Below are 25,841 nucleotides of genomic sequence, written 5' to 3'. Positions count from 1 at the left end.
TTAATGTTGAGGATGCTCGGATGGATATCCGTGATCCGGTTCATCTTTGCTGTTGCTGAAGCGTCGACGAACGACCACAAAAAACACCGGAACAAAGAAAATGGCCAGCACGGTAGCAGTGACCATGCCACCCATTACTCCGGTTCCCACTGCGTTCTGTGCCCCTGAGCCTGCGCCGGTACTGATGGTCAGCGGCAGTACGCCGAGTATAAATGCGAGTGAGGTCATAAGAATCGGGCGCAAACGCATTCGCACCGCTTCAAGCGTTGACTCCACAAGGCCTTTGCCCTCTTTCTCCATCAGATCCCTGGCGAATTCCACAATCAGAATGGCATTTTTCGCCGACAGGCCAATGGTCGTCAGCAGGCCAACCACAAAATAGACGTCATTACTCAGCCCACGAACAGTGGTGAAGAGCAGCGCACCAATTACGCCAAGCGGCACAACCAGCATAACCGCGAACGGTATTGACCAGCTTTCATACAGCGCTGCCAGACAAAGGAACACGACAATCAATGAAATGGCATAGAGTGCCGGCGCCTGGTTACCGGACAGGCGTTCCTGATAGGACATTCCAGTCCAGTCATAGCCGACCCCCTGAGGCAGTTTGGACGCCAGCTGTTCCATCAACGCCATTGCTTCACCGGAGCTTTTACCCGGTGCAGCCTGGCCGAGCAGCTCCATCGATGGCAAACCGTTATAACGCTCCAGACGAGGTGAACCGTACTGCCATTTCGCTGAAGCAAAGGCTGAAAATGGCACCATCTGGTCAGATGAACCACGCACGAACCATTTATTGATGTCGTCTGGCAGCATACGGGAATCGGCCATGCCCATTACGTATACTTTCTTCACGCGACCGCGGTCAATGAAGTCGTTGACATAAGAGCCACCCCAGGCTGCTGCCAGCGTGGTATTGATGTCGGAGATTGAGACACCAAGTGCTTCTGCTTTCTCCTGATCGATCGTCAGCTTGTACTGTGGTGTGTCTTCCAGACCATTCGGACGGACACCGACCAGTGTATCTGGATGTTGAGCGATCATACCGAAAAGCTGGTTACGGGCCTGTGTTAGCGCATTGTGACCAAGGTTAGCCTGATCAATTAGCTCGAAGTCGAAACCGGTGGCATTACCCAGCTCAATAATCGCAGGCAGATTAAACGGAATAACCATTCCATCTTTTATGGCACTGAATGCCTTCATGGCCCGCCCGGCGATACCGTCAACTTTGTTGGCTGCACCGCTACGTTCGCTCCACGGTTTCAGGCTAACAAAGGCGATACCCGTATTCTGACCGCGACCTGCAAAACCAAACCCATTAACGGTAAAGACCGACTGCACATTGTCTTTTTCATCGTTCAGGAAGTAATCGGTGACCTTATTCAATACGGCCTGCGTACGTTCCTGTGTCGCACCAGCGGGCAATTGAGCCTGAGCCAGCAGTAACCCCTGGTCTTCCTCTGGCAGGAAGGCGGTAGGAAGCTTGAGAAACAGCCACGCCATTCCAAGTACGATCACCAGATAAATAATCAGATAGCGACCTGTGCTGCGAATAATATGGCCAACGCTGTCGGTATAGTGATGAGTACTCTTGTCAAACATGCGATTAAACCAACCGAAAAATCCGGTGGTTTTACCATGGTCGCCTTTGCTGATTGGCTTAAGCATGGTGGCGCACAGGGCGGGCGTGAGGATCAGTGCCACAACGACGGACAACACCATCGCAGAGACTATCGTAATCGAGAACTGGCGATAAATAACCCCGGTAGAGCCACCAAAGAAAGCCATTGGGATAAACACGGCGGAGAGTACCAGCGCAATACCGACCAGTGCCCCCTGGATTTGTTCCATTGACTTGCGGGTCGCTTCTTTCGGCGGCAGGCCTTCTTCTGCCATGACACGTTCAACGTTTTCCACTACCACGATGGCGTCATCGACTAACAGACCTATCGCCAGAACCATCCCAAACATGGTCAGCGTGTTTATCGAATAGCCAAAGGCACTGATGATCGCAAAGGTACCAAGCAGCACAACCGGCACGGCAATCGTTGGGATCAGCGTGGCGCGAAAGTTTTGCAGGAAGAGGTACATCACGATAAACACCAGCACGATCGCCTCGATCAGCGTTTTCACCACTTCCATAATGGAAATTTTAACGAATGGCGTGGTGTCGTACGGATAAACTACCTTCAGGCCCGATGGGAAAAACGGTTGCAGTTTGCCCAGTTCTGCTTTTACCGCCTCGGCAGTATCCAGAGCGTTGGCACCCGTTGCCAGTTTAATACCGATACCGGACGCCGGTTTACCGTTGTATCGTGCGATAACCTCATAGTTCTCTCCGCCAAGCTCGATTTTTGCTACGTCTTTCAGCAACACACGCGAGCCATCGGCGCTCACTTTCAGCAAAATTTTGCCAAATTCATCGGTTGACGTCAGACGGGTCTGCGCAATGATTGAGGCGTTTAACTGTTGACCAGGAACCGGAGGAGAGCCACCCAGTTGCCCTGCTGCCACCTGAGCATTCTGCGCGGTGATGGCACTGATCACATCGACGGGAGTTAACTGATAGTTATTCAGCTTGTGTGGGTCCATCCAGACGCGCATTGCGTACTGTGCACCGAATATCTGCGTATCGCCCACGCCGGGAGTACGGCTGATAGAATCTTTGATATTAGAAGCCACATAGTCTGCGATGTCGTTCTGCGTCATGCTACCATCGTCACTGACAAAACCAGCCACCATCAGGAAGCTACTGGACGACTTTTGAACCTGAATTCCCTGCTGTTGTACTTCCTGTGGTAGTAACGGCGTTGCCAGTTGCAGTTTATTCTGCACCTGCACCTGAGCGATATCAGGATCGATGCCTGACTGGAAGGTCAGGGTCAGCTGTAACGTACCGGAAGAATCACTGTTTGATGACATATACATCAGGCCATCAATGCCATTCATATTTTGCTCAATAACCTGCGTCACTGAGTCCTGCAATGTTTTTGCATCGGCACCAGGGTAGGTGGCGTGAATCTGTACCGCCGTTGGAGCAACATTGGGATATTGCTCGATCGGCAGTTTCAGAATCGACAGCACGCCCGCCAGCATAATGATGATGGCGATAACCCACGCAAAAATGGGGCGATCGATAAAGAACTTAGCCATGTATCAGCGCCTCCGTTTTAGGACTGCGGTTGTACAGATTTTGCCTTGCCGGCATCGTCGGTACTCACTTCTTGTGGGGTAACCTGAATACCCGGTTTTGCCCGCTGAACACCTGTCGTGATCACTTTTTCACCCGCTTTCAAACCGTCAGTGACCAGCCATTTGTCACCAATAGCCTGTTCGGTTGTCAGGTTACGCATGACAACTTTGTTGTCGGCGTCCACCACCATTGCGGTTGCCTGACCGGTTGGTGAACGGGTAACAGCTTGTTGAGGTACTAACAGTGCGTTTGGATTGGTCCCTTCCGTCAGGCGGGCGCGAACAAACATGCCTGGCAGCAATGCGTGTTCAGGGTTGGGAAACACAGCACGCAAGGTGATAGAACCAGTGGTTTCATCCACGGTGACATCGGAGAACTCAAGGGTGCCGCTCTGGGCATATTCGTTGCCGTTTTGAAGCAGTAACGTAACCTGAGCTTTGCCACCCGCCTGTTGCAATTTACCGGAGTTCAGCTCAGCGCGCAGGCGCATAAAATCTTCACTGGACTGAGTGACATCGACATAAATGGGGTCAAGCTGTTGAACCGTCGCCATTGCGGTGGTCTGGGCATTTTGTACCAGCGCACCTTCGGTCACCGAAGATTTGCCGATACGGCCGCTAATAGGTGATGTCACTTTAGTAAAGGCGAGGTTGATGCGAGCGGTTTCGACACTGGCTTTAGCAACCTGCACCGCTGCGGCAGTCTGGCTTGCCGTGGCAACGGCAGTATCATAATCCTGCTGGCTGATATATTTAGTACCGAGCAGAGGCTTATAACGTTTGACGGTCAGTGCGGCAATCTGTGCATTGGCCTGTGCCTGCACTAAATCACCCCTCGCACTGTCGTATGCAGCCTGATATGTGGCGGGATCAATCTGGTACAGCGACTCTCCGGCTTTAATATCGCTACCTTCAACAAAATTACGTTTCAGAATAATACCCGAAACCTGTGGGCGAACTTCTGCAATACGGAATGAAGAGGTTCGTCCTGGCAGATCGGTAGTTACGGTTAGAGGAACGGTTTTTAGCGTAACAACACCCACTTCAGGCGATTGCTGCTGGCCGGCCTGCTGTGCTCCTTTATTATCACATCCTGTCAGCAGCATACTTCCTGAAAGCATCAGAATGGCCGCCAGAGGAGTCAACCCTCTGTTTTTTTTCATAAATAAACCTCGAGTGTCCGATGTCGATTGTCCAGTGGATCCCAAACCCATAAACCTGTTGCTGTGTTTAAATTATGGCCGTGCTATGTTACATACATTCGAAAATGTATGTAAGCACACCTCATTGTAAAAAACCGCATATGGCACGAAAAACCAAACAACAGGCGTTAGAAACGCGCAATCAAATTATTGATGCGGCAATTGACAGGTTTTCCGAATACGGTGTGTCTAAAACGTCACTCGCCGATATCGCTAATGCGGCAGGGGTGACGCGAGGTGCAATTTACTGGCATTTCAAAAACAAGACCGACTTACTCGATGAAATATGGGGCCAATCGCAGTCGGTGCTGGAAGTCTTAGAACTTGAGTATCAATCAAAATATCCTTTCGATCCACTGTCAGTTATGCGTTCAATGATTTCCTATGTCCTTGAAGCGACAGTGAGAGATACACGTCGACGCGCACTGATGGAAATTATTTTCCACAAATGTGAGTTTGTGGGTGAAATGGCCTCTTTGCAGATGATGCAGCAAACCTTGTACCTTGAGTGTTACGAAAAAATTGAAGATGTCCTGCGTCAGTGCATACAGTCAGGACAGCTGCCTGCCAATCTGGATACGCGTCGTGCGGCGATAGTGATGCGAGGCTACATTACCGGGCTGATAGAGAACTGGCTGTTTATGCCTGAAAGCTTTGATCTGGCCGCTGATGCACCACCACTGGTGGAAGTGTTAATTGATATGTTGAAACACAGTCAGTCCCTGCGTCTTGCCAGCGGTTAGCGATCCTCTGCTACCGTTGCTACCGTCAGTTTTTTTTCAAAATCACGCTGAACAATCGCCAGAGCCGCCAGCACGGTGTGCGGTGGGATGGCGTTTTCTTCCAGCAGCATAATCAAATCAACGGCCAGCTTTATTTCTTCCGAAGCGGTATCAAGTGACATAGTGTTCCTTATTAATATTCAGATGCGTCGTTTTCTTATCACCAGCACCATAATCAGCCTGTTGGGAAATGAAACCGGCAGCGTTCTGGCCAGTGTGCCATAACCGCAAAGGAGGTGATATCGCCGTCTGGCAATGCACCAACCGTAGCAGTTATCAGCGTAGCGACCAGCCACCGGGGTAACAATCGAAAGAGCGGTGGAACACCTTGAACAGGTCAATAATGGCTTCTCAGAGAAAAACACCACTGCTTATCGCCATTAAAATACGGGCGCTACTGTTCACTTTTTTCTATTGCCCGTTCAATTCGTTTTAATGCTTGCAGGCAACGCTGTAAACGTCCTTCCTGTGCTGCAATTTCCCGTTGCAGGTGTTGTTGTTGCGCCAGTGTATCCTGTTGCTCAAGCTGACTTTCCCGGTCAGAAATCATGGCGCGTAGCCGTCTTGCGTAATCCTGATGTTTTGCCAGTTTCTCATACAGACTGTCACTTTCAGGTTCTGAACGGATCTCGGCTTTACGTAACGTCCGGGTCGCTATCTCGCGCTGCAACGCGCCAATCTGTAGTACCATCCGTTCGGCTACCCATGCCACGCTCTCATTATGATGGCCATTAATGCTTTGTTTGAGCATATCCAGACTCTGGTGCACCTCCTTAAGATAATCCCCAAGGCGGGTGCTGTTGCAGTGAAACAGCTGACCGTCAAAACGCGCGCTGGCGGTTCTTTCGTTTACGTGAGGTGCGACAGCCAGCGCCAGTTCTTGCAGTTTTACTTCTAACTGTGACAGCAGACGTCCTCTTTTCATTTTACTCACTCCTTTACTCTGCCGCTTATGATAGCCTTAACGAAGGATGTTTTGCTTTCTGAGGTTGCAATTACCCGTGGGTTTGCATAAATTTGTCCGCTTTCGTGCGTAGCTTCCCCCCTGAATGAACGCCAGGCTCTGTGAACCGATGTGGTAAGAGCCGCTGAAGCTGCGTGAGTCAGATTTGTATTTACCAGGCATAAAATTATGACCGCAACAGCGCAGCAGCTTGAATTCCTTAAAAACAGCATCAAAAGTATCCCTGATTATCCCAAGCCAGGCATTCTGTTTCGTGACGTTACCAGCTTACTGGAAGATCCTGAAGCCTTTGCTCTTAGCATTGAACTGCTGGTTGAACGTTATCGTGATGCTGGTATCACTAAAGTGGTGGGTACCGAGGCGCGTGGATTTCTGTTTGGTGCCCCCGTGGCATTAGGACTGGGCGTGGGTTTTGTTCCCGTGCGTAAACCAGGAAAGCTTCCACGTAAAACGTTTGTTGAAAGCTACGAGCTGGAATATGGCACAGACCGGCTTGAGCTGCACTGTGATGCTATTACTTCAGCTGACACCGTGCTGGTAGTGGACGATTTGCTTGCTACGGGTGGCACAATAGAGGCGACGGCAAAGCTGATCCGCTGTGCTGGTGGCGAAGTGAAACACGCCGCCTTCATTATCAACCTGTTCGATTTGAGCGGTGAGGCGCGTCTCAATGCTGTGGGAATTGAATGCTTCAGTCTGGTGAATTTTCCGGGCCACTGAGCCGGATTTCACCAACGTCAGTGCCTGACCCTGACTGGAAAGGCTGGTTACATTTTGTCTGTAACCAGCCTTTTTAATGTTCAATCAAAACCACCGCCTTGTAGCATTGTCAAGATGGGCAGCAAGCATGCCTTCTGTGGCTCACTGTCGGATGAAGGGATAGGGTGAAGATAACCTGGGTATGAATGCAGGGATGATCCGTAAAGACGCCAGCCATCAGGAAAAAAGGGAGCGAAGGGCAGGGTGCTCTCGCCTTAAAGGAGCAAAGAGCGGCGCTGTCCGTCGGGACTCTGAGCGTTTTCTGAAGCGGTAATTAAAGCCGCCTTTTGTGAGGCGGCTTTATAGGTCAGAACTTCAGATTAAATGAAGCGGCCACTGTCTGAGAGGTTTCATTTGACGACTTCTGGATGCCGTAGTTCAGGCCATAAGTGAGATTATCTTTTTGCAGCAAAAAGCCTGCATTTGCGCCATATGCTGAACTGTCAGCTATGCGGGATTCTCCCTGAGCATGGCCTGTCACACCTGCCATGGTCACCTGTGTCCCGCTAATGGTATCACTACCGGTGGCAGTCCATGATAAATCCAACGCGGGTTTCAGGGTGTAACCTGAGTCATTCTTATACTCTTTGGAAAAGCGAACACCCAATGGAACAGACCACAATGACTGAGAGTTTGAGCCATTTTTAAACAGCACTTTTCCTTCACTTTTAGCGTTAAAGGCGTTGTTTTTTAACTGGGTATACCGGATTCCGACGTGAGGCATAATATCAACGGTATCGGTTTCAAAGACGTACTCGCGGGTCAGGCCAGCGCTGATAATGGTTGATTTAGCGTCCCCGGACAAATTTGAGTAGCCGGTGATTGGATCAAGCGATTGCTTCATGCTGTGGCTGACTTTCGCGTAGTTAATATCGCCGAGCAGATTCCAGCTTCCATTGATCCAACTGCCATACAGAGAAGCACCCCAGAAATCGACATCGTTTTTCACCGGATAGAGGTTACCCATGGATCGGCTCTTACCTTTACCGACATTCAGTGCGCCTCCTGTTTTCAGAATGCCACCCAGGTTGGTGAGCAGCGTATCTTCCCCGCCTATGAAGATCCCCCCAAGCCAGGTTTTGGTTTTAGCGTTAAAGCCACCGGCGTTATATCCTGACAGCCTGCTGTTGTCATACAACAGGGATGTCCACAGGTTGAAACCTTCTTCCACAGGGGTTCCCTGAAAGAAATGCTGTCCCATAGACAGATGGTGTGACAGCGTTTTAGCGGTCGCGGACATTACCCGGAAGCTGGTGCCGGCAACATTGGCTATTGAAGCCAGATTAATCGCTGATTCTACCAGTCGGGCTGACGTATCAGCATCGCTGACGTAACGAACATCCATCGCTTTCGAGATGAATTGCTGGGCCGCGTTGTCTGAGGTTACGTTGACGCCAATCTGGTCACTCATTGCACTGAGCAGGGTGGTCGTCCCCTTAGAAACGGCGGGAAGTGCGCTGCTCAGGTTGGCGCTGTTAATCGTAATTAATGTGGAGTCTGTACTCGCTGTCTGTGTGGCGGTAAGTAGCCTGCTGGTCGTGCTGATATTGGCTTCCTGCCATGTAGCCGACTCTGACACACCTGAGCTGGTTACGGCGGTAAAGGATTCTCCAGCGGTAATGCTGTCATCCGTCAGAATCAACAAATAGGCACCGGAATCAATCTGTGCCGAACCCATTGCCAGAGCAGCGTTACCAGAATCGATCCAGGATCTGGCATTCAATACCGTGAGGGAGGACGCGCCTAATCCTGATGTATATTCATTTCCGCCTACGCGCCAGTTGAGATCGGTGCTGGAGAGATCCAGCGTGGTGTCTCCACTCAATACCAGCTTACCGTTGAACGTTACCGCCAGATCCTCTTGTAACAGCGCGACCTTTTCCTGCCAGCTATTTTCGTTTAGTTCTGTCGAACCAAATATGGCAGTACCGTCACCGCTTATCGTCAGGGTACCCTGATTTGCTTCCAGGGTCTCACTGGCAAAGATGCCATCACTGATGGCCATACTGCCATTATTCAGTACTGAACTATCGACCTGGAATGTTCCGCCACTCTGTAGAAACTGATTTTCTATGGTGGTAAGCGTATCCGTTAAGCTACTCCAGATATTTGCCACGCCCAGCGTCAGTGTTCCTGCTGTAAACGTGCCCCCGCGGATATCCAGAATACCAGCGCCACCCTCACCGACAGTTTGCGCCAGAGAACTGTTATTCAGCGCTCCTTCATGGTTGCCATTTTGTCCACCGATTTGAATATCGCTGGCGATCTGACCGCTTCCACTGATAAAAATAGCCGTTCCTGTACCGCCATTGCCTGCCTCACCGCCATTACCAGAGCGACCTTTGGCACTGTTGTTGATCCCGCCATCGCCAGCATCACCCCCCTGGCCTCCCAGCGTCAGCGTTCCTTTATTGTTAATAACACTGGAGGTGAAAGTGAGTGTGCCGGATGCGCCATCGCTGGCATTGCCCCCGGCACCAGCAGCGTTACTCCCTTGCAGATCGCCGCCATTACCTCCGTTGCCGCCATTACCACCAATCTGAATGTCGGAGGTAACAGTAAGCGTACTGTTTTCAAGTACGATCGAACCCGCGCCAGCTGAACCGCCATCACCAGCGGTGCCTCCCTGGCCACCTGCTGATCCTACACCCACAGAACCAGAGGTGCTGGTTGTACCTGATATGCCGTTAGCACCGCTGTTGCCACCGTCCCCGCCATTACCACCGTTACCGCCAATAGCGACAGACTGTGCACTCACGATACTGTTGGTCAGTGTAAGGATGCCTGTACCGCCATCCCCGCCATTTGCGCCCTGGCCACCTTTACCACCGGTGCCACTGTTACCACCACTACCATTGTCACCCGTGGAACTGGCACTGTCAGATGTGGTCCAGGCATCACCTCCCTGGCCACCCGCAGCACCCTCTCCACCTGAGGAACCAGATCCTGCCGAGCCGCCAACGGTTAACGCACTTTTGACGCTCATCTTGGTGTTATCCAGCGTCATGCTGCCGCTGCCTCCGGCACCTCCTAAGGCGCCGTCACCGCCATTGCCGCCGGTTCCCCCCTTGCCACCGTTACCGCCATTACCGGGAAGTCCACCTGATGCGCGGGTGCCGTTGGTTCCGGCTATACCACCACTGTTGCCTGCACCACCGTTACCACCACTCTGACCGTCCTGGCCGTCACTGGCATTACCACCCGAAGCCCCAATGACACCGTTAGTGATGGTGAAATTACTTTGGTTAATGGTCAGCGTCCCATTTCCGCCTGCTGCACCGTCGCCACCGCTACCGCCATCAGCACCATTCCCGCCGTTACCACCATTCCCGCCGTCTCCGCCATCACCCCCCGTGCCGGTGGTGCCGCCGTTACCGCCATTGCCGCCAGCGCCGCCCGTTCCACCGTCAGTGCCCGCAGATGCCTCCCCAGCCGTACCGCCTTCACCTCCGCTTCCGCCAATTTGCAGTAGCCCTAATTGATCTTTTACGTTGCGCAATGTGGACGTTTTATCGTCACCGCTTGCGCCGGAACTCCCTTCTGTTCCGGCGCTGCCGTTGGCACCATTACTACCGTCTGCACCATTACTGCCATTACCTCCGCTACTGGTCGTTCTGGCATCCGAGCCACTGCTACCATCGCTTCCGTTCGTTGCACTTCCCGCACTGCTCGCTGAGCTGCCACTGCCTCCACTGCTACCGTCAATACCAATAACAACATCATCGCTGGCATAAGTTATATTCATTGTTCCTAAAAAAGGAAGGCTGATAATAGCAAGTGAATTGATAACGTTAATCAGAGGGCGACGCTGGATTGTTGCAGTGAGTAGAGAGAAGGCTTTAGGGTTTTTTTTTATTTCCATTTCATATATTCCATTATTTTTGTTAACAAGGTGTTAAGTGCATCCATTGCACCTGCAATTAAAAACCTATATTTATCATGCAATAACATTGATTCATGTGAGTATGATTTTTGTTATAGCTGAAGTTTCTTATGAGATTTTATTACCATATTGATGTGTTTTTTTCTTTTTGTCTGAAATAAACACTTTTCAATGTCATTATTTTAATTATGGGTGATAAAAATTGATACTATTTATTTCGGCGATTTTATGACTGATATTGTTTTTTTTTGATCGGATGTTTTTAGTTTTATCGTTATTGTTTTTAAATAACCCGCATATTCTGTTGTTAATGGCGGTATTCAACGGCAGGATTTACGCAAAATTATAGGAATGGTATCAGCCGTACTGGTACACTGTCGCTGTATGTTGAACTGTGGCTAAACCGCGCTACACGCGATTTAGGGAATTATCTATAAATTAATGATGATGTGTTAATGAGCTATCAGGTACTGGCCCGCAAGTGGCGTCCACAAGCGTTTACAGATGTTGTCGGTCAGGAACATGTACTGACCGCGCTGGCTAATGGTCTGGCCCTTGGTCGTATCCATCACGCTTATCTGTTTTCAGGCACCCGTGGCGTAGGGAAAACCACCATTGCCCGCCTGCTGGCGAAGGGGCTGAACTGTGAAACAGGGATCACGGCCACGCCCTGTGGCCAGTGTGACAACTGTCGGGAGATCGAGCAGGGACGTTTCGTTGACCTGATTGAAATCGATGCGGCCTCACGCACCAAAGTTGAAGACACCCGCGAGCTGTTGGATAACGTACAGTACGCACCCGCTCGTGGTCGGTTTAAGGTTTACCTGATTGATGAAGTTCATATGCTGTCGCGCCACAGTTTCAATGCGCTGCTGAAAACGTTGGAAGAACCACCGGAGCATGTGAAATTTCTTCTGGCAACCACCGATCCGCAAAAACTGCCCGTCACTATTTTATCGCGCTGTTTGCAATTTCATCTTAAGGCGTTGGATGCGACCCAGATCCACGGGCAGCTTGAGCACGTTTTGCAGCAAGAAAATATTGTGGCAGAAGCCAGGGCGCTGCCACTGCTGGCCAGGGCTGCCGATGGCAGCATGCGTGATGCACTGAGCCTCACCGATCAGGCCATTGCCATTGGAGCCGGGCAGGTGACCACCGCCACGGTCAGCGATATGCTTGGTACGCTGGATGATGAACAGCCACTTGCACTTATCGAAGCGCTGGTGGCAGCCGAAGGCGAAAAGGTGATGTCCCTGCTTAACCAGGCGGCTGCCAGAGGCGTCGAATGGGAAGCTTTACTGGTGGAAATGCTGACCATGCTTCACCAGGTGGCGATGATTCAGCTTGTTTCTTCAGCGCTAAGTGAGGCGTTTGTGGCAGTTGAACAGCGCCTGCGTGAGCTGGCCAGAGTGCTGCCGCCTGCGGAGGTTCAGCTCTACTACCAGACCTTACTGGTCGGACGAAAAGAACTGACGCTGGCACCGGATCGGCGTATGGGGGTTGAGATGACATTGCTGCGTGCACTGGCTTTTCATCCCAAACAGGTGATAGCCGAGCCAGTCGGGCGTCCAGCCATGATGCATGGGGAAGCGGACCCCGAATCCAACGCGCCCTCTGCGATAGCGATAACCCCCGCAGCGCCGCGGCCAGCCTCTCAGGCGCAACCGGTGGCGAATTTACCCGATACCACCAGCCAGCTATTGCAGGCGCGGACACAGTTAATGCGCCAGCAGGGAGTAACCAAACCAAAAAAGAGTGAGCCGGCGGCGCAGGGTGCGCGGCCGGCAGGTTCAGCACTGGAGCGCCTGGCCGCTGTCAGCGATCGCGGCCAGAAACGGCAGGTTGCCTCAGGATCCACCGAGCCAGTAAAAAAAGAGGCATACCGCTGGAAGGCACAAACAGCAGAGGTGAAGCCGGAACCGGTCGCCACACCGAAATTATTACGCACCGCGCTGGAGCATGAGAAAACCCCGGAGCTGATGGCCAAACTGGCTACCGAGTCGCAGCAGCGTGACGCCTGGGCGGCGGAAATAGCCACGCTGACGCTGCCTAAGCTGGTGCAGCAGTTGGCGCTGAATGCCTGGAAACAAACAACGGAGAGTGGCATAGTCCTGCACCTGCGTTCCAGCCAGCGTCATCTGAACTCTTCCTCAGCACATAAGGTGTTAACGGAAGCATTAAGTCAGTCGACCGGGCAGCCGGTTGAATTAACGCTGATTGAAGACGATAATCCTGCGGTGTTAACCCCGCTGGAATGGCGTCAGAAAATTTACGAAGAGAAGCTGGCGCATGCGCGCCAGTCAATTATCGCGGATAGTCACATTCAGACGTTGCGTCAGTTTTTTGATGCTGATGTTGATGAAGAGAGTATTCGCCCCCTTTAAAATGCTGTGCCTCAGAGCACAGCCTGAGCAGAGAGAGAAAACTATGTTTGGAAAAGCCGGACTGGGTAACCTGATGAAACAGGCCCAGCAAATGCAGGACAAAATGGCACAGGTACAGGAAGAGATCGCCGCGATGGAAGTCACTGGCGAATCAGGCGCTGGCCTTGTGAAGGTCACCATCAACGGTGCGCACAATTGTCGCCGCGTGGAAGTTGACCCTAGCCTGCTGGAAGATGACAAAGAGATGCTGGAAGATCTTGTTGCGGCGGCGTTCAATGATGCTGCCCGTCGTGTTGCTGAAGCACAAAAAGACAAAATGGCGGCGGTATCCAGCGGAATGCAGCTGCCGCCAGGCTTCAAGATGCCATTCTGATGCAAACCAGTCCGCTCCTTGAAAGCCTGATGGAGTCGTTGCGCTGTCTGCCGGGCGTTGGGCCAAAGTCAGCTCAGCGCATGGCATTTCAGCTGTTACAACGCGATCGCAGCGGGGGGATGCGCCTTGCTCAGGCTCTGACACGCGCGATGTCTGAGATTGGGCATTGCGCCGATTGTCGTACCTTTACCGAGCAGGAAATTTGCACCATTTGCGCCAATCCCCGCCGTCAGCAACACGGCCTGATCTGCGTGGTGGAAAGCCCCGCAGACATCCATGCGATTGAGCAGACCGGGCAATTTGCCGGGCGCTATTTTGTGCTGATGGGACATCTTTCTCCGCTGGATGGTATTGGCCCCGGAGACATTGGCCTCGATCGTCTGGAGCAGCGCCTGGAGAACGAGCCGATAAAAGAAGTTATCCTCGCGACCAATCCAACGGTGGAAGGGGAGGCTACCGCTAACTATATCGCCCAAATGTGTGGTCAATACGGCATTGATGCCAGCCGCATCGCCCACGGTGTACCGGTTGGCGGTGAGCTTGAGATGGTGGATGGTACCACGCTGTCACACTCTCTGGCCGGACGACACAAGATCAAATTTTAGTCATTCAACGGCACTTTACCCCGTGCCGTCTTGAAATCCTGACAACAGCCCCCATTCTTCACCTCAACCTATACCAATACGTATCCGATGAGGTAGTAATGACCATGAAAGGACAAGAGACGCGTGGCTTCCAGTCAGAGGTAAAACAGCTTCTGCACCTGATGATCCATTCCCTCTACTCAAACAAAGAAATCTTCCTGCGCGAGCTGATCTCCAACGCCTCTGACGCTGCTGACAAATTGCGCTTCCGTGCCCTCTCCACCCCAGATCTCTATCAGGGAGACGGCGATCTGCGCGTGCGGGTTTCTGTTGATAAGGAAAACCGGACCCTGACGCTCAGCGACAATGGTATCGGGATGACGCGTAACGAAGTCATTGAAAACCTGGGCACCATTGCCAAATCCGGCACTAAATCCTTCCTTGAATCACTGGGATCTGACCAGGCGAAAGACAGCCAGCTCATCGGCCAGTTCGGCGTTGGTTTCTACTCCGCGTTTATCGTGGCAGACAAGGTTTCCGTACGTACCCGTGCAGCCGGTGCCAGCGCCGATGAAGGTGTGTTCTGGGAATCAGCGGGCGAAGGTGAATATACCATTGCGGATATTACTAAAGAAGATCGCGGAACCGAGATAACGCTGCACCTGCGTGAAGGTGAGGATGAGTTCCTTGACGCATGGCGCGTTCGCAGCATTATCAGCAAATATTCTGACCATATTGCGCTGCCGGTGGAAATCGAAACCCGCAACGAAGAAGACGACACAACCAGCTGGGAGAAAATCAACAAAGCCCAGGCGCTGTGGACCCGTAATAAGTCAGATATCAGCGACGACGAGTATAAAGAGTTTTACAAGCATGTTTCCCATGATTTCGCCGATCCCCTGACCTGGAGCCACAATCGTGTGGAAGGTAAACAGGAGTATACCAGCCTGCTGTATATCCCAACCCAGGCACCGTGGGATATGTGGAACCGCGACCATAAGCACGGACTGAAACTTTACGTGCAGCGCGTGTTTATCATGGATGACGCAGAACAGTTTATGCCTAATTACCTGCGTTTTGTACGCGGGTTAATTGACTCCAGCGACCTGCCACTTAACGTCTCCCGTGAGATCCTACAGGACAGCCGTATCACCCAGAACCTGCGCAATGCTCTCAGCAAGCGTGCCCTGCAAATGCTGGAGAAAGTGGCAAAGGACGACGAAGCACAATACCAGCAGTTCTGGCAACAGTTTGGTCTGGTGCTGAAAGAGGGGCCGGCCGAGGATAGCAGTAATAAGGAAACCATTGCCAAACTGTTGCGCTTTGCTTCCACCAGCAGTGAAGGTTCGGCGCAAACGGTATCACTGGAAGATTATGTCAGCCGTATGGTTGAAGGGCAGGACAAAATATACTACATCACTGCCGACAGCTATGCCGCTGCGAAAAGCAGCCCGCATCTTGAGCTGTTCCGTAAGAAAGGTATCGAAGTGCTGCTGCTTTCAGACCGCATTGATGAGTGGATGATGAGCTATCTCACCGAGTTTGATGGCAAGACGTTCCAGTCAGTCAGCAAAGCAGATGAGGCGTTGTCTAAACTGGCCGATGAGGAAGAGAGCGAAGAGCAGAAAGAGGCAGAGAAGGCCCTTGAGCCATTCGTTGAGCGCGTGAAGACGCTGCTGGGCGATCGGGTAAAGGAAGTGCGTCTGACGCATCGCCTGACGGATACTCCGGCGATTGTCACCACTGAAGCCAACGACATGAGTACCCAGATGGCGAAGCTGTTCGCCGCGGCGGGCCAGTCCGTTCCCGAAGTGAAGTATCTGTTTGAGCTGAACCCGGAGCATGCGTTGGTTAAACGCGCTGCGGATACGCAGGACGATGACCGCTTTGCGCAGTGGATTGAGGTATTGCTGGACCAGGCGATGTTTGCCGAACGTGGTACGCTCGACGATCCCAACCTGTTTATACGTCGGCTCAATCAGCTGCTGCTTGGCTAATACGACGTTGTAACCTGTCACCCATTGGATGAGGGTTACCATTTTTGTGCAGGATACTGCTTCCTGTGAACTTAAGTGGCGACCCTTATCCTCATGTCTTCCGCTCAGATCCACGCTCAGTTTTTTTCGCACTAAAATTCTGCATCCTCCTTTTACTGACAGATATAAGCCGTTATAAAATGCGTCCGCAGCGGGTTTTTGACGATAATCTGCCTCAATGTACAGCGAAGGATAACCGCCGCGTTCCTTGTGGATAAGGGATCATGATGGTATGTTCTTGCCCTGGATAACATGATCATTTAAGCAATTCGCAAGGGGATTTACGCAATGCGTATTATTCTGCTCGGTGCGCCGGGTGCAGGTAAGGGGACTCAGGCTCAGTTCATCATGGAGAAATACGGTATTCCGCAGATCTCTACAGGCGATATGCTGCGTGCCGCCGTTAAGGCTGGCAGTGAACTGGGTAAACAGGCTAAAGAGATCATGGACGCCGGTAAACTGGTTACCGACGAGCTGGTGATTGCGCTGGTTAAGGAGCGTATTACTCAGGAAGACTGCCGTAGTGGCTTCCTGCTTGATGGTTTTCCTCGGACCATTCCTCAGGCTGATGCCATGAAGGAAGCAGGGATCAACGTCGACAACGTACTGGAGTTTGCTGTCCCGGACGAACTTATTGTTGAGCGTATTGTGGGTCGCCGTGTACACGCGCCATCGGGCCGCGTTTATCATGTCAACTTTAATCCGCCGAAGGTGGAAGGCAAAGATGATGTGACGGGCGAAGCGCTGACGACCCGTAAAGATGATCAGGAAGAAACTGTCCGTAAACGCCTGGTTGAATACCATCAGATGACGGCACCACTGATTGCTTATTACAGCAAAGAGGCGGCAGCCGGTAATACGGCGTATCACAAAATTGATGGCACGCGCAACGTGTCTGAGGTGAGCGCCGAGCTGGCGAAGATCCTCGGCTAGCTCCTGGAGGGCCAGGTCAGACTGGCCCTGTTGTAACAATTGGTTTTCCCTCCACCATTTTCCGCTAAAATAAGTCTCGTTTTCATCATCTGATATGCCCGCATAAGGAATAACAATGAGGCAAGACAAACCCGGTGTGCTGCTGGTTAACCTTGGCACCCCAGATGCTCCTACCGCGCCGGCGGTTAAACGCTACCTGAAACAGTTCCTCAGTGACCGGCGAGTAGTGGATACACCACGCTGGCTGTGGTGGCCAATTCTCAATGGTGCCATTTTGCCGCTTCGCTCTCCGCGTGTGGCCAAACTCTATGCTTCTGTATGGATGGATGAAGGTTCACCGTTGTTGGTTTACAGCAGGCGCCAGCGTGATGCACTGGCAGCCCGGCTTGATATGCCGGTAGAACTGGGCATGAGCTATGGCAACCCCAGCCTCGCCAGTGCGCTCGACAAACTGATGGCTCAGGGCATTACCCGGCTGATTGTCCTGCCACTTTATCCTCAGTTTTCCTGCTCGACGGTAGCCGCCGTTTGGGATGGTATCACCAACGTTTTCGCTGGCTACCGTAGCCTGCCGTCGGTGCAGTTTATTCGTGACTATGCCGAACATCCTGCTTATATCGCTGCGTTGAAAGCCTCGGTTGAACGTTCTTTCGCACAGCACGGCAAACCCGATCTGCTGGTGACGTCTTTCCACGGCATTCCGCAACGTTTTGCCGATCAGGGGGATGATTATCCGCAGCGTTGCCACAGCACCTTCGATGCACTGGTATCTGCACTGGGCCTGAATAACCAGGACGCGATGCTCACCTTCCAGTCTCGATTTGGTCGTGAGCCCTGGCTGATGCCTTATACTGACGAAACGATGAAATCACTGCCGGCAAAAGGCATCCGACATGTGCAGGTAATGAGTCCCGGTTTCTCTTCCGATTGTCTGGAAACGCTGGAAGAGATTAGCGGAGAAAACTGCGAGATATTCCTGCATGCTGGCGGAACCAAATTTGAGTATATACCGGCTCTCAATGATGACCCGCTGCATATCGACATGATGGTGGAACTGGTTAACAGCCAGCATTAATTCGTTAACAGGGATGCGCGCATGTTGCCGCATTCCTGTGCTATCATCGCCCGATTGTTTTCTTTCCTGTTATCTCCAGATGAAATTTCCCGGTCAGCGTAAATCAAAGCACTATTTCCCCGTCAGCGCCCGCGATCCACTGTTACAGCAGCTACAGCCAGAAAATACCGAAATATCGTGTAGCTGGATCGTGGGGATCGATCAAACGCTGGTGGATATTGAAGCCAAAGTCGATGATGCCTTTATTGCCCGCTATGGTCTGAGCATCGGTCATTCGGTGGTAATTGAAGATGACGTGGCGGAAGCCCTTTATGCAGAACTGACCCGGAATAATTTAATCTCGCATCAGTTTGCCGGTGGCACCATAGGCAACACCCTGCATAACTATTCGGTTCTGGCTGATGACCGATCGGTACTGTTAGGGGTAATGTGCAATAATGTGCAGATTGGCGGCTATGCCTATCGCTATCTTTGCAATACCTCAAGCAGGACCGATCTGAACTACCTGCAAGGCGTTGATGGGGCAATAGGTCGCTGCTTCACCCTGATTGGTGAGCAGGGGGAACGTACCTTTGCCATCAGTCCGGGAATGATGAATCAGTTGCACAAAGAAAGCATTGCTGAAGAGGTGATTGCCGGGGCTGCTGCACTGGTGCTCAGCGCTTATCTGCTGAGAGGCAAACCCGGTGAGCCGATGTCTGAAGCGACCATGCAGGCGGTTTCATTTGCTAAAAAGCATGATGTACCTGTGGTGCTTACTCTGGGAACCAAATATATCATTGGCGACGCTCCCGCTTTCTGGCGTGATTTCCTCTGTGAGCATGTTTCGGTGTTGGCGATGAACGAAGAAGAAGCCGAAGCGCTGACCGGCCTGAACGATCCGCTCCAGGCCGCCAATATGGCACTGGACTGGGTTGACCTGGTGCTGTGTACTGCCGGACCAAACGGACTTTATATGGCGGGCTTTACTGAAGACGACGGCAAACGTAAAACGCAACATCCCTTGTTGCCAGGCGCAATAGCAGAGTTCAATCAGTATGAATTCAGTCGCGCTATGCGTCGGCATGATTGTCAGCAACCGGCGCGCATCTACTCGCATATTGCCCCTTATATGGGAGGGCCGGAAAAGATCATGAACACCAACGGCGCGGGAGACGGTGCACTTGCGGCACTGCTGCATGACATTACGGCAAATAATTACCACCGTTTGAATGTGCCAAATTCCAGTAAACATGGGCGTCAGTATCTGACTTACTCCTCGCTGGCTCAGGTGTGCAAATATGCTAATCGTGTCAGCTATCAGGTACTGAACCAGCATTCGCCGCGCCTGAGTCGTGGGCTGCCTGAACGCGAAGACAGCCTTGAAGAGTCTTACTGGGAACGATAAACGTCACGCGGAAAGGATCACACAGGGCACTCCTGCGGCACGGCATCCGGGTCAATTTGCATCAGGTTCAGCATACTGTGCGCAATCTCCCTTTCACCCATAACCACATGATTGGCCCCGTGTTCAATAATATAATCAACTTCATCGTCATAGTGAGCGCGGGCGATAATGTCGATGGTTGGTCGTTTTTCCCGGGCGGCAGTAACAATTTCCCCGGCCTCGTAGCCATTGGGGATCGTCAGCAGCAGCCAACGGGCACAGTCGAGGCGTGCCAGCTCCATCGTTTCCACCCTGGCAGCGTTACCCAGTACCGCGCGGATCCCCTGTTCCCTGAGTGCTTCCACCCGTGCCCGGCTGTTCTCGACCACCACAATGGCAACGCCGTTCTCAAGCAGTTTCTTCCCCAGCATGCTGCCAACACGGCCAAAACCGACGATCACCGCGTGATGGCAAATATCCACCGGGATCTGTTTTTCCTCTTCTTCTGGCTCTTCTTCGGTGTGTTGCTCGTCAGTGGATCCTGCACTGTCAAAATAGCGCTGTAAAATGGCAAAAAGGACCGGATTAAGCGTAATAGACAGAATGGCGCCTGCCAGCACCAGATTACGTCCCTCCTCTGATAACAGGTTGAGTGAAATCCCCAGCCCGGCAAGGATAAAGGCAAATTCGCCAATCTGGGCCAGACTGGCAGAAATAGTCAGCGCTGTACGACGTGAATGACCAAAAAGACGCACCAGTAGCAGCGCTGCAAGAGACTTGCCCAGCATGATAATCGCCAGCACGCCTGCAACCGCAAGTGGCTCATTCACCAGGATCATGGGATTAAACAGCATTCCGACGGAGACAAAAAACAGCACGGCAAAGGCATCACGCAAAGGAAGCGTGTCATGGGCAGCCCGGTGACTTAGCTCGGACTCATTAAGCACCATTCCGGCAAAGAATGCCCCAAGGGCGAAGGAGACATCGAAAAATTCAACGGCTCCAAATGCAATCCCCAACGCCAGTGCCAGCACCGACAGCGTAAACAACTCACGGGAACCGGTGGCGGCGCTGCGCGCCAGTATCCACGGAACGACACGGCGTCCTACCACCATCATCAGTACCATAAAGGCGACGACTTTACCGATGGCGATCAGCAAATCGAGCAGTATCATCCTCACGCTGGCGCTGCCCTCCTCAAACATACCCGCAATGGCGGGTAGCAGAACCAGTGCCAGTACCATGACCAGATCTTCCACAATCAGCCAGCCAATCGCTATTTGTCCGCGTTTGCTGTCTATCAGCTGACGTTCTTCCAGTGCGCGTAGCAGTACCACCGTACTGGCGGTGGAGAGACAAAGACCAAACACCAGCCCGGTTAACCAGGACCAGCCCATCAACCAGGAGAGTCCCATACCCAGCAGCGTGGCGACGGCTATCTGCGCAATCGCCCCAGGAATGGCAATCGCTTTGACTGCCATTAAATCCTTCAGGGAGAAATGCAGGCCAACGCCGAACATCAACAGGATAACGCCCAGTTCGGCCAGCTCCGGCGCGAGATTGGTATCCGCAACAAATCCCGGAGTGAAAGGGCCAGCCAGCACCCCTGCCAGCAGATAACCTACCAGAGGAGAGATACGCAGTCTGTTGGCCAGCATACCGAGCAGGAAAGCAAGGACCAGTCCACCAACAATAGTGGTAATAAGCGGTGTGGTGTGATGCATATCTCTCCCTGTGTGTAAAAATGTGTCCGAATGTAAGGCTTAATTGTAGGGCATAATATTATCTGGCGCTCAAAAATTTTGATGAAAATAACAATAAAAAGTGAAAATACACAGAAAGTGGGCTGTAAAGCTGATTTTTAATGATTATCTTGCTGGAAGGCCTGTTTATAAAGGGGGAGTGGTTCGGCGTGAAAAAAATATCCACGCCGGTATGGCTTATTTACCCTTATTCTCTGGCAGTAATACGGTAAGAATGCCAAGAAGTGGCAGGTAAGCACAGATTTGATAGACAAAATTGATATCAGTATGATCGGCTACGATCCCCAGCACGGCGGCACCCAGCCCTCCCATGCCAAAGGCGAAGCCAAAGAACAGGCCAGAAATCATGCCTATCCGACCAGGCATCAGTTCCTGGGCATAGACCAGGATGGCCGAAAATGCCGAGGCAAGGATAAAGCCAATGATAACTGACAGTATGCCCGTCCACGCCAGTGAGGCATGAGGCAGCAGCAGGGCAAAGGGGGCAACACCAAGAATCGACACCCAGATCACCTGTTTGCGGCCCACTTTATCGCCAATCGGCCCGCCGATAATGGTTCCCGCCGCGACGGCAAACAGAAAAGCAAACAGGTGAAGCTGCGCACTCTGTACCGACAGGCCAAATTTATTCATCAGGTAAAAGGTGTAATAGCTACTCAGACTGGTGAGGTAAAAATATTTCGAAAAAATCAGCAGCAGCAGGATAACGACAGCAAAGGCGACTTTACCCCGGGGGAGAGGGCTTTTCCCGGCAGCGGACTGACTGGCTTTTGCCACCTGATAGTGAGACTGATACCAACGGCTGACCTGTAACAACAAAACAATAGCCAACAGTGCGGCCAGGGTAAACCAGGCGACGTTACTGCGGCCATATGGGGCGATGAGCAGCGCTGCCAGCAACGGACCGAGTGAACTGCCAAGGTTGCCACCGACCTGGAACAACGATTGCGCCAGGCCATGACGACCGCCTGATGCCATTCTGGCTACGCGGGAAGACTCAGGGTGAAACACGGACGAGCCGGTGCCAACCAGGACAGCGGCCAGCAGCACCAGGTGGAAATTACTCGCTATTGCCAACAGACCCAGCCCGGAGAGGGTAAAGGCCATCCCAACCGGAAGAGACCATGGCTGAGGAAATTTATCGGTATAATAGCCAATCAGCGGTTGCAGCAAAGAGGCGGTGACCTGAAAGGTCAGCGTGATCGTTCCAATCTGCACAAAACTAAGGGTAAATTCACTTTGCAACAGGGGATAGATAGCAACGATTAGCGATTGCAACATATCGTTAAGCAAATGAGCGACGCTGATAGCACCGAGAATGCCAAAAGCCGTTCGCCGCACGGCGACCGATGAGGAAGGGTGAGTCTGTTCACTTGCCATTAAGTTAACCTGTCGTTAATTTTGAATATTACTTAACGCTGATATTTTTTGACGTTTTTTTACAAGGAAAACATGATGTCGGTTATGAAAAAAAACGTGCTGGCGCTGCTGGCACTCACCATTTTCACCACGCCGTTGGCCGCGCACGCTTGGGTTAAAGACCGGGTTTATAAATTTACTGTTTTACATACCAACGATCATCACGGGCGTTTCTGGCAAAACGAACGTGACGAGTACGGCCTGGCGGCACAAAAAACCATGATGGATAAGATTCGCTACGATGTTCAGGCACACGGCGGTGCGGTACTGATCCTGTCGGGGGGAGACATCAATACTGGCGTACCTGAATCTGATTTGCAGGATGCGGAACCGGATTTTCGTGGCATGAATCTGGTTGGTTACGATGCGATGGCAATAGGCAATCACGAGTTTGACAATCCGCTGTCAGTGCTGCGTCAGCAGCAGAAGTGGGCTAAGTTTCCGTTGCTGTCTGCCAATATTTACCAGAAAAGCACCGGTAAAAGGCTTTTTCAGCCTTACGCACTGTTTAACCGTATGGGGTTGAATATTGCGGTGATTGGCCTGACTACCGACGACACGGCAAAAATTGGTAATCCTGAATACTTCACCGATATGGAGTTCCGCAAACCCGCCAGCGAAGCCAAAGCCGTCGTGGAACAGTTGCGCCGCAACGAGAAGCCGGATGTGATTATCGCCGTTACGCATATGGGGCATTATGACAATGGCCATCACGGTTCCAATGCGCCCGGTGATGTGGAAATGGCGCGTGAACTGCCAGCCGGTTATCTGGATATGATTGTTGGCGGTCACTCACAGGATCCGGTCTGTATGGCGAAAGAGAACGTTAAACAGATTGATTACGTGCCCGGTACTCCCTGTAAACCGGATCGTCAGAATGGTACCTGGATCGTGCAGGCTCACGAATGGGGCAAGTACATTGGCCGGGCTGACTTCACCTTCAAAAACGGGACGCTGACCCTGGATCACTACGAACTGGTGCCGATCAATCTGCGACACAAAGTGAAAAATGCCGATGGCAGCACCAGCCTGGTCAATTACACCCAGGAGATTGCAAAGCATCCGGCAATGCTGAAATTACTGACGCCGTTTCAGAAAAAAGGTGAATCGCAGCTGGGTCTGCAGATAGGTAGCGTGAAAGGCGAGTTGCAGGGCGAGCGCCGCCAGGTGCGCTTTGTGCAGACCAATCTGGCCAGGCTTATCCTGATGGCCCAGATCGAACGCACCGGTGCAGACTTTGCGGTGATGAGTGGGGGCGGGGTGCGTGATTCAGTTGAACCCGGTAAAATCACCTATAAAGATGTACTGAAGGTGCAGCCTTTTGGCAATACGCTGACCTATGTTGATATGAAAGGCAGTGAGGTGGAAAAATACCTGGCGGTTGTTGCCAACATCACCGTTGATTCAGGCGGTTATGCCCAGTTTGCCAATGTCGGTCTGGTCGCTGATGGCAAGGGCGTCAGTGACGTTAAAATCAAGGGTGAACCGCTTCAGGCGGATAAAACCTATCGTATGGCGACGCTGAGTTTCAATGCCACTGGCGGTGATGGCTATCCGGCGGTTAACCTGCTGCCTGGCTATGTAAACACCGGGTTTGTCGATGCGGAAGTGTTGAAACAGTATATCCAGAAGCACTCACCACTGGATGCAGCGGCTTATGCACCGAAAGGCGAAATTGTTTATAAGTAATTAAAATTAAAGGTGGTTTTCTTTCATTAGTATGATTGAAAACCGCCAGTCCTTAGCTTCGGAAAAAATCCGCTGCAAAATAGTATAAAAAAGTTACCGAAATCATACCGCAATATGTATGGCCTCGCTCGAACTGAAAGCGGGAAAGATGCTGGCCGACTGATCCGGCAAGCCATATGCACGGCAACGCCACAGCTTGTTGAAATCCAGTGAACTGACGAGTGGTGTTCAGGCCGATTATGGGTGTTCAAATTAAAAAGTACGACCGCCTTCTGGAAATATTCGCTTATGTTCGCCATCGCTATGGTATTGAACTTTTTGTTATTATTACCGGGAAAAATGCGGCTTTGACGAAGAAGACGCGTCCGGCCAGAAGGCGTTCATCGATAGCCTGTGTGGTTTTAAGAATGAGCATAACTGCCACATCATCCTCGTCACTCACAGCCGCAAAACCGATGAGTGCGTACCGACCGGAAAGATGGATATGAAAGGCACCGGTGCACTAACCTGTATGCCAGATAGCGTGATGACGGTGGCACGCGAGCTGGCGCAGCGCAAGTTGGATAAGCAGGGGCCACAGGCTCTCAATGGCAGCGACAAGAAAGTTCTGGACATAATGCCATCGCAGAACCCAATGAAACAGAAGCGCCCGGATGCGTATGACCTGTTATTTAGTCATTACGTTAAGGATATTTCGAAGCGGGCGCTGGGCAGAAAGCTTAAGCTGTCAGAGGGCATGTGTAGTGGTCAACTAAAACTGGCCACGGTTTTAGCGTTTTTCCAGAACAATCGCTCTGATTCATTCGGCGTCAGACCTCCATTATATTGATGAGGTCTGAGCTGGCTGTAATATCCCGTGATGTAATTCGTTATCGCTGTGCTGGCTTCGCTAAAATTTACGTAACCCTTATCCGGCACCCACTCTGTTTTCAGGCTTCTGAAAAACCGTTCCATTGGGCTGTTATCCCAGCAATTTCCCCGGCGACTGAGGCTTTGCTTTATCTGATATCTCCACAGTAACTGTCTGAAATTCCTGCTGGTATAGTGACTGCCTTGATCCGGGTGATACAGTAAATTAGCCGGTTTTCCCCGTGCTTCCCAGGCCATCGACAGGGCTTTACCTGTCAGTGCTGAATCAGGGAAAAATGACATCGCCCAGCCAACCGGTTTACGGGAAAACAAATCGAGTACTACAGCCAGATAAGCCCAGCGTTTGCCCGTCCAGATATAAGTCACATCACCGCACCAGGCCTGATTAGGCTCGGTAACAGTAAACTGGCGATCCAGATAATTAGGGACCTCAAAGTGTTCCTCAGACGCCTTCTTATAACGATGCCCAGGTTGCTGACAGCTGACAATATTGAGCGCTTTCATCAGCTTTGTTGCCCGCCAGCGGCTCAGTTTTATACCTTTGGTGGTAACCATCGCGGCAATGCT

Annotated in this window: 19 protein-coding genes and 1 other annotated feature; of the genes, 11 read left to right on the top strand and 8 right to left on the bottom strand. The window is 51.8% G+C overall.

Annotated elements, in window-relative coordinates:
- Both EB241_RS02745 and EB241_RS02740 read right to left on the bottom strand, forming a co-directional pair.
- Complete coding sequence (locus EB241_RS02745; RefSeq protein ID WP_124231701.1) at window positions 1–3,153, bottom strand: efflux RND transporter permease subunit; 3,153 nt, start codon at window positions 3,151–3,153, stop codon at window positions 1–3.
- 17 nt (window positions 3,154–3,170) lie between these two features.
- Window positions 3,171–4,355, bottom strand: a complete 1,185-nt coding sequence (locus tag EB241_RS02740) for an efflux RND transporter periplasmic adaptor subunit (protein ID WP_124231700.1) — start codon at window positions 4,353–4,355, stop codon at window positions 3,171–3,173.
- 140 nt (window positions 4,356–4,495) lie between these two features.
- Here EB241_RS02740 and acrR point away from each other — a divergent pair, with 140 nt between their 5' ends.
- Window positions 4,496–5,137 carry a multidrug efflux transporter transcriptional repressor AcrR gene (gene acrR / locus EB241_RS02735; RefSeq protein WP_124231699.1) on the top strand — a complete coding sequence of 214 codons (642 nt, stop codon included), beginning with the start codon at window positions 4,496–4,498 and terminating at the stop codon, window positions 5,135–5,137.
- Here acrR and rsmS read toward each other — a convergent pair.
- Both rsmS and priC read right to left on the bottom strand, forming a co-directional pair.
- Window positions 5,134–5,298 carry a pleiotropic regulatory protein RsmS gene (gene rsmS, locus EB241_RS02730; RefSeq protein ID WP_124231698.1) on the bottom strand — a complete coding sequence of 55 codons (165 nt, stop codon included), beginning with the start codon at window positions 5,296–5,298 and terminating at the stop codon, window positions 5,134–5,136. The genes acrR and rsmS overlap by 4 nt on opposite strands.
- Before the next feature lie 272 nt (window positions 5,299–5,570).
- Entirely contained in the window at window positions 5,571–6,101 is a 531-nt protein-coding gene (priC, locus tag EB241_RS02725) for a primosomal replication protein PriC (RefSeq protein WP_124231697.1), read from the bottom strand.
- 207 nt (window positions 6,102–6,308) lie between these two features.
- Here priC and apt point away from each other — a divergent pair, with 207 nt between their 5' ends.
- On the top strand, window positions 6,309–6,860 hold the full coding sequence (apt, locus tag EB241_RS02720; protein WP_124231696.1) for an adenine phosphoribosyltransferase: 552 nt from the start codon (window positions 6,309–6,311) through the stop codon (window positions 6,858–6,860).
- Window positions 6,861–7,206: 346 nt separating this feature from the next.
- Here apt and EB241_RS20800 read toward each other — a convergent pair whose 3' ends face one another.
- Window positions 7,207–10,761 (bottom strand): autotransporter family protein, encoded by a 3,555-nt coding sequence (locus tag EB241_RS20800; RefSeq protein ID WP_158612369.1) that lies wholly within the window; start codon window positions 10,759–10,761, stop codon window positions 7,207–7,209.
- A gap of 476 nt (window positions 10,762–11,237) precedes the next feature.
- Between EB241_RS20800 and dnaX the strand changes: the two genes are divergently transcribed.
- From dnaX to EB241_RS02680, 7 genes are all read left to right on the top strand, one after another.
- Window positions 11,238–13,166, top strand: a complete 1,929-nt coding sequence (gene dnaX, locus EB241_RS02710; protein WP_124231695.1) for a DNA polymerase III subunit gamma/tau — start codon at window positions 11,238–11,240, stop codon at window positions 13,164–13,166.
- Window positions 12,511–12,572: a sequence feature (DnaX frameshifting element), on the top strand. Its footprint overlaps the gene before it by 62 nt.
- A gap of 43 nt (window positions 13,167–13,209) precedes the next feature.
- Window positions 13,210–13,539 carry a YbaB/EbfC family nucleoid-associated protein gene (locus EB241_RS02705; protein WP_124231694.1) on the top strand — a complete coding sequence of 110 codons (330 nt, stop codon included), beginning with the start codon at window positions 13,210–13,212 and terminating at the stop codon, window positions 13,537–13,539.
- Complete coding sequence (gene recR / locus EB241_RS02700; RefSeq protein ID WP_124231693.1) at window positions 13,539–14,144, top strand: recombination mediator RecR; 606 nt, start codon at window positions 13,539–13,541, stop codon at window positions 14,142–14,144. The genes EB241_RS02705 and recR overlap by 1 nt, the downstream gene beginning before the upstream one ends.
- Before the next feature lie 98 nt (window positions 14,145–14,242).
- Window positions 14,243–16,120 (top strand): molecular chaperone HtpG, encoded by a 1,878-nt coding sequence (htpG, locus tag EB241_RS02695; protein ID WP_124231692.1) that lies wholly within the window; start codon window positions 14,243–14,245, stop codon window positions 16,118–16,120.
- A gap of 327 nt (window positions 16,121–16,447) precedes the next feature.
- A complete protein-coding gene (gene adk / locus EB241_RS02690) occupies window positions 16,448–17,092 on the top strand; it encodes an adenylate kinase (protein ID WP_124231691.1) in 645 nt (214 codons plus the stop codon).
- Between the two features lie 115 nt (window positions 17,093–17,207).
- Entirely contained in the window at window positions 17,208–18,167 is a 960-nt protein-coding gene (gene hemH, locus EB241_RS02685) for a ferrochelatase (protein ID WP_124231690.1), read from the top strand.
- Between the two features lie 79 nt (window positions 18,168–18,246).
- Window positions 18,247–19,554: an inosine/guanosine kinase gene (locus EB241_RS02680; protein ID WP_124231689.1), complete on the top strand. Its 1,308-nt coding sequence runs from the start codon at window positions 18,247–18,249 to the stop codon at window positions 19,552–19,554.
- Window positions 19,555–19,571: 17 nt separating this feature from the next.
- On the opposite strand, the gene ybaL is transcribed toward EB241_RS02680, so the two are convergent.
- Window positions 19,572–21,257 carry a YbaL family putative K(+) efflux transporter gene (gene ybaL, locus EB241_RS02675; RefSeq protein WP_124231688.1) on the bottom strand — a complete coding sequence of 562 codons (1,686 nt, stop codon included), beginning with the start codon at window positions 21,255–21,257 and terminating at the stop codon, window positions 19,572–19,574.
- A 216-nt stretch (window positions 21,258–21,473) separates the two neighbouring features.
- The gene (locus EB241_RS02670) at window positions 21,474–22,676 is read right to left on the bottom strand and encodes an MFS transporter (RefSeq protein ID WP_124231687.1); all 1,203 of its coding nucleotides are present in this window, start codon (window positions 22,674–22,676) and stop codon (window positions 21,474–21,476) included.
- Window positions 22,677–22,760: 84 nt separating this feature from the next.
- Between EB241_RS02670 and ushA the strand changes: the two genes are divergently transcribed.
- On the top strand, window positions 22,761–24,404 hold the full coding sequence (gene ushA / locus EB241_RS02665; RefSeq protein WP_407644253.1) for a bifunctional UDP-sugar hydrolase/5'-nucleotidase UshA: 1,644 nt from the start codon (window positions 22,761–22,763) through the stop codon (window positions 24,402–24,404).
- Window positions 24,405–24,882: 478 nt separating this feature from the next.
- Entirely contained in the window at window positions 24,883–25,233 is a 351-nt protein-coding gene (locus EB241_RS21840; protein ID WP_124231686.1) for an antiterminator Q family protein, read from the top strand.
- Here the strand turns inward: EB241_RS21840 and EB241_RS02655 are convergent.
- Window positions 25,152–25,841 (bottom strand): IS3 family transposase (locus EB241_RS02655; protein ID WP_124231685.1); only part of this gene is annotated, 690 nt, incomplete at its 5' end. The genes EB241_RS21840 and EB241_RS02655 overlap by 82 nt on opposite strands.

It is taken from the genome of Erwinia psidii, assembly GCF_003846135.1.
Taxonomy (GTDB): domain Bacteria; phylum Pseudomonadota; class Gammaproteobacteria; order Enterobacterales; family Enterobacteriaceae; genus Erwinia; species Erwinia psidii.
The sequence above is the reverse complement of the archived record's forward strand: the minus strand, read 5'-3'. Positions and strand labels throughout refer to the sequence as shown.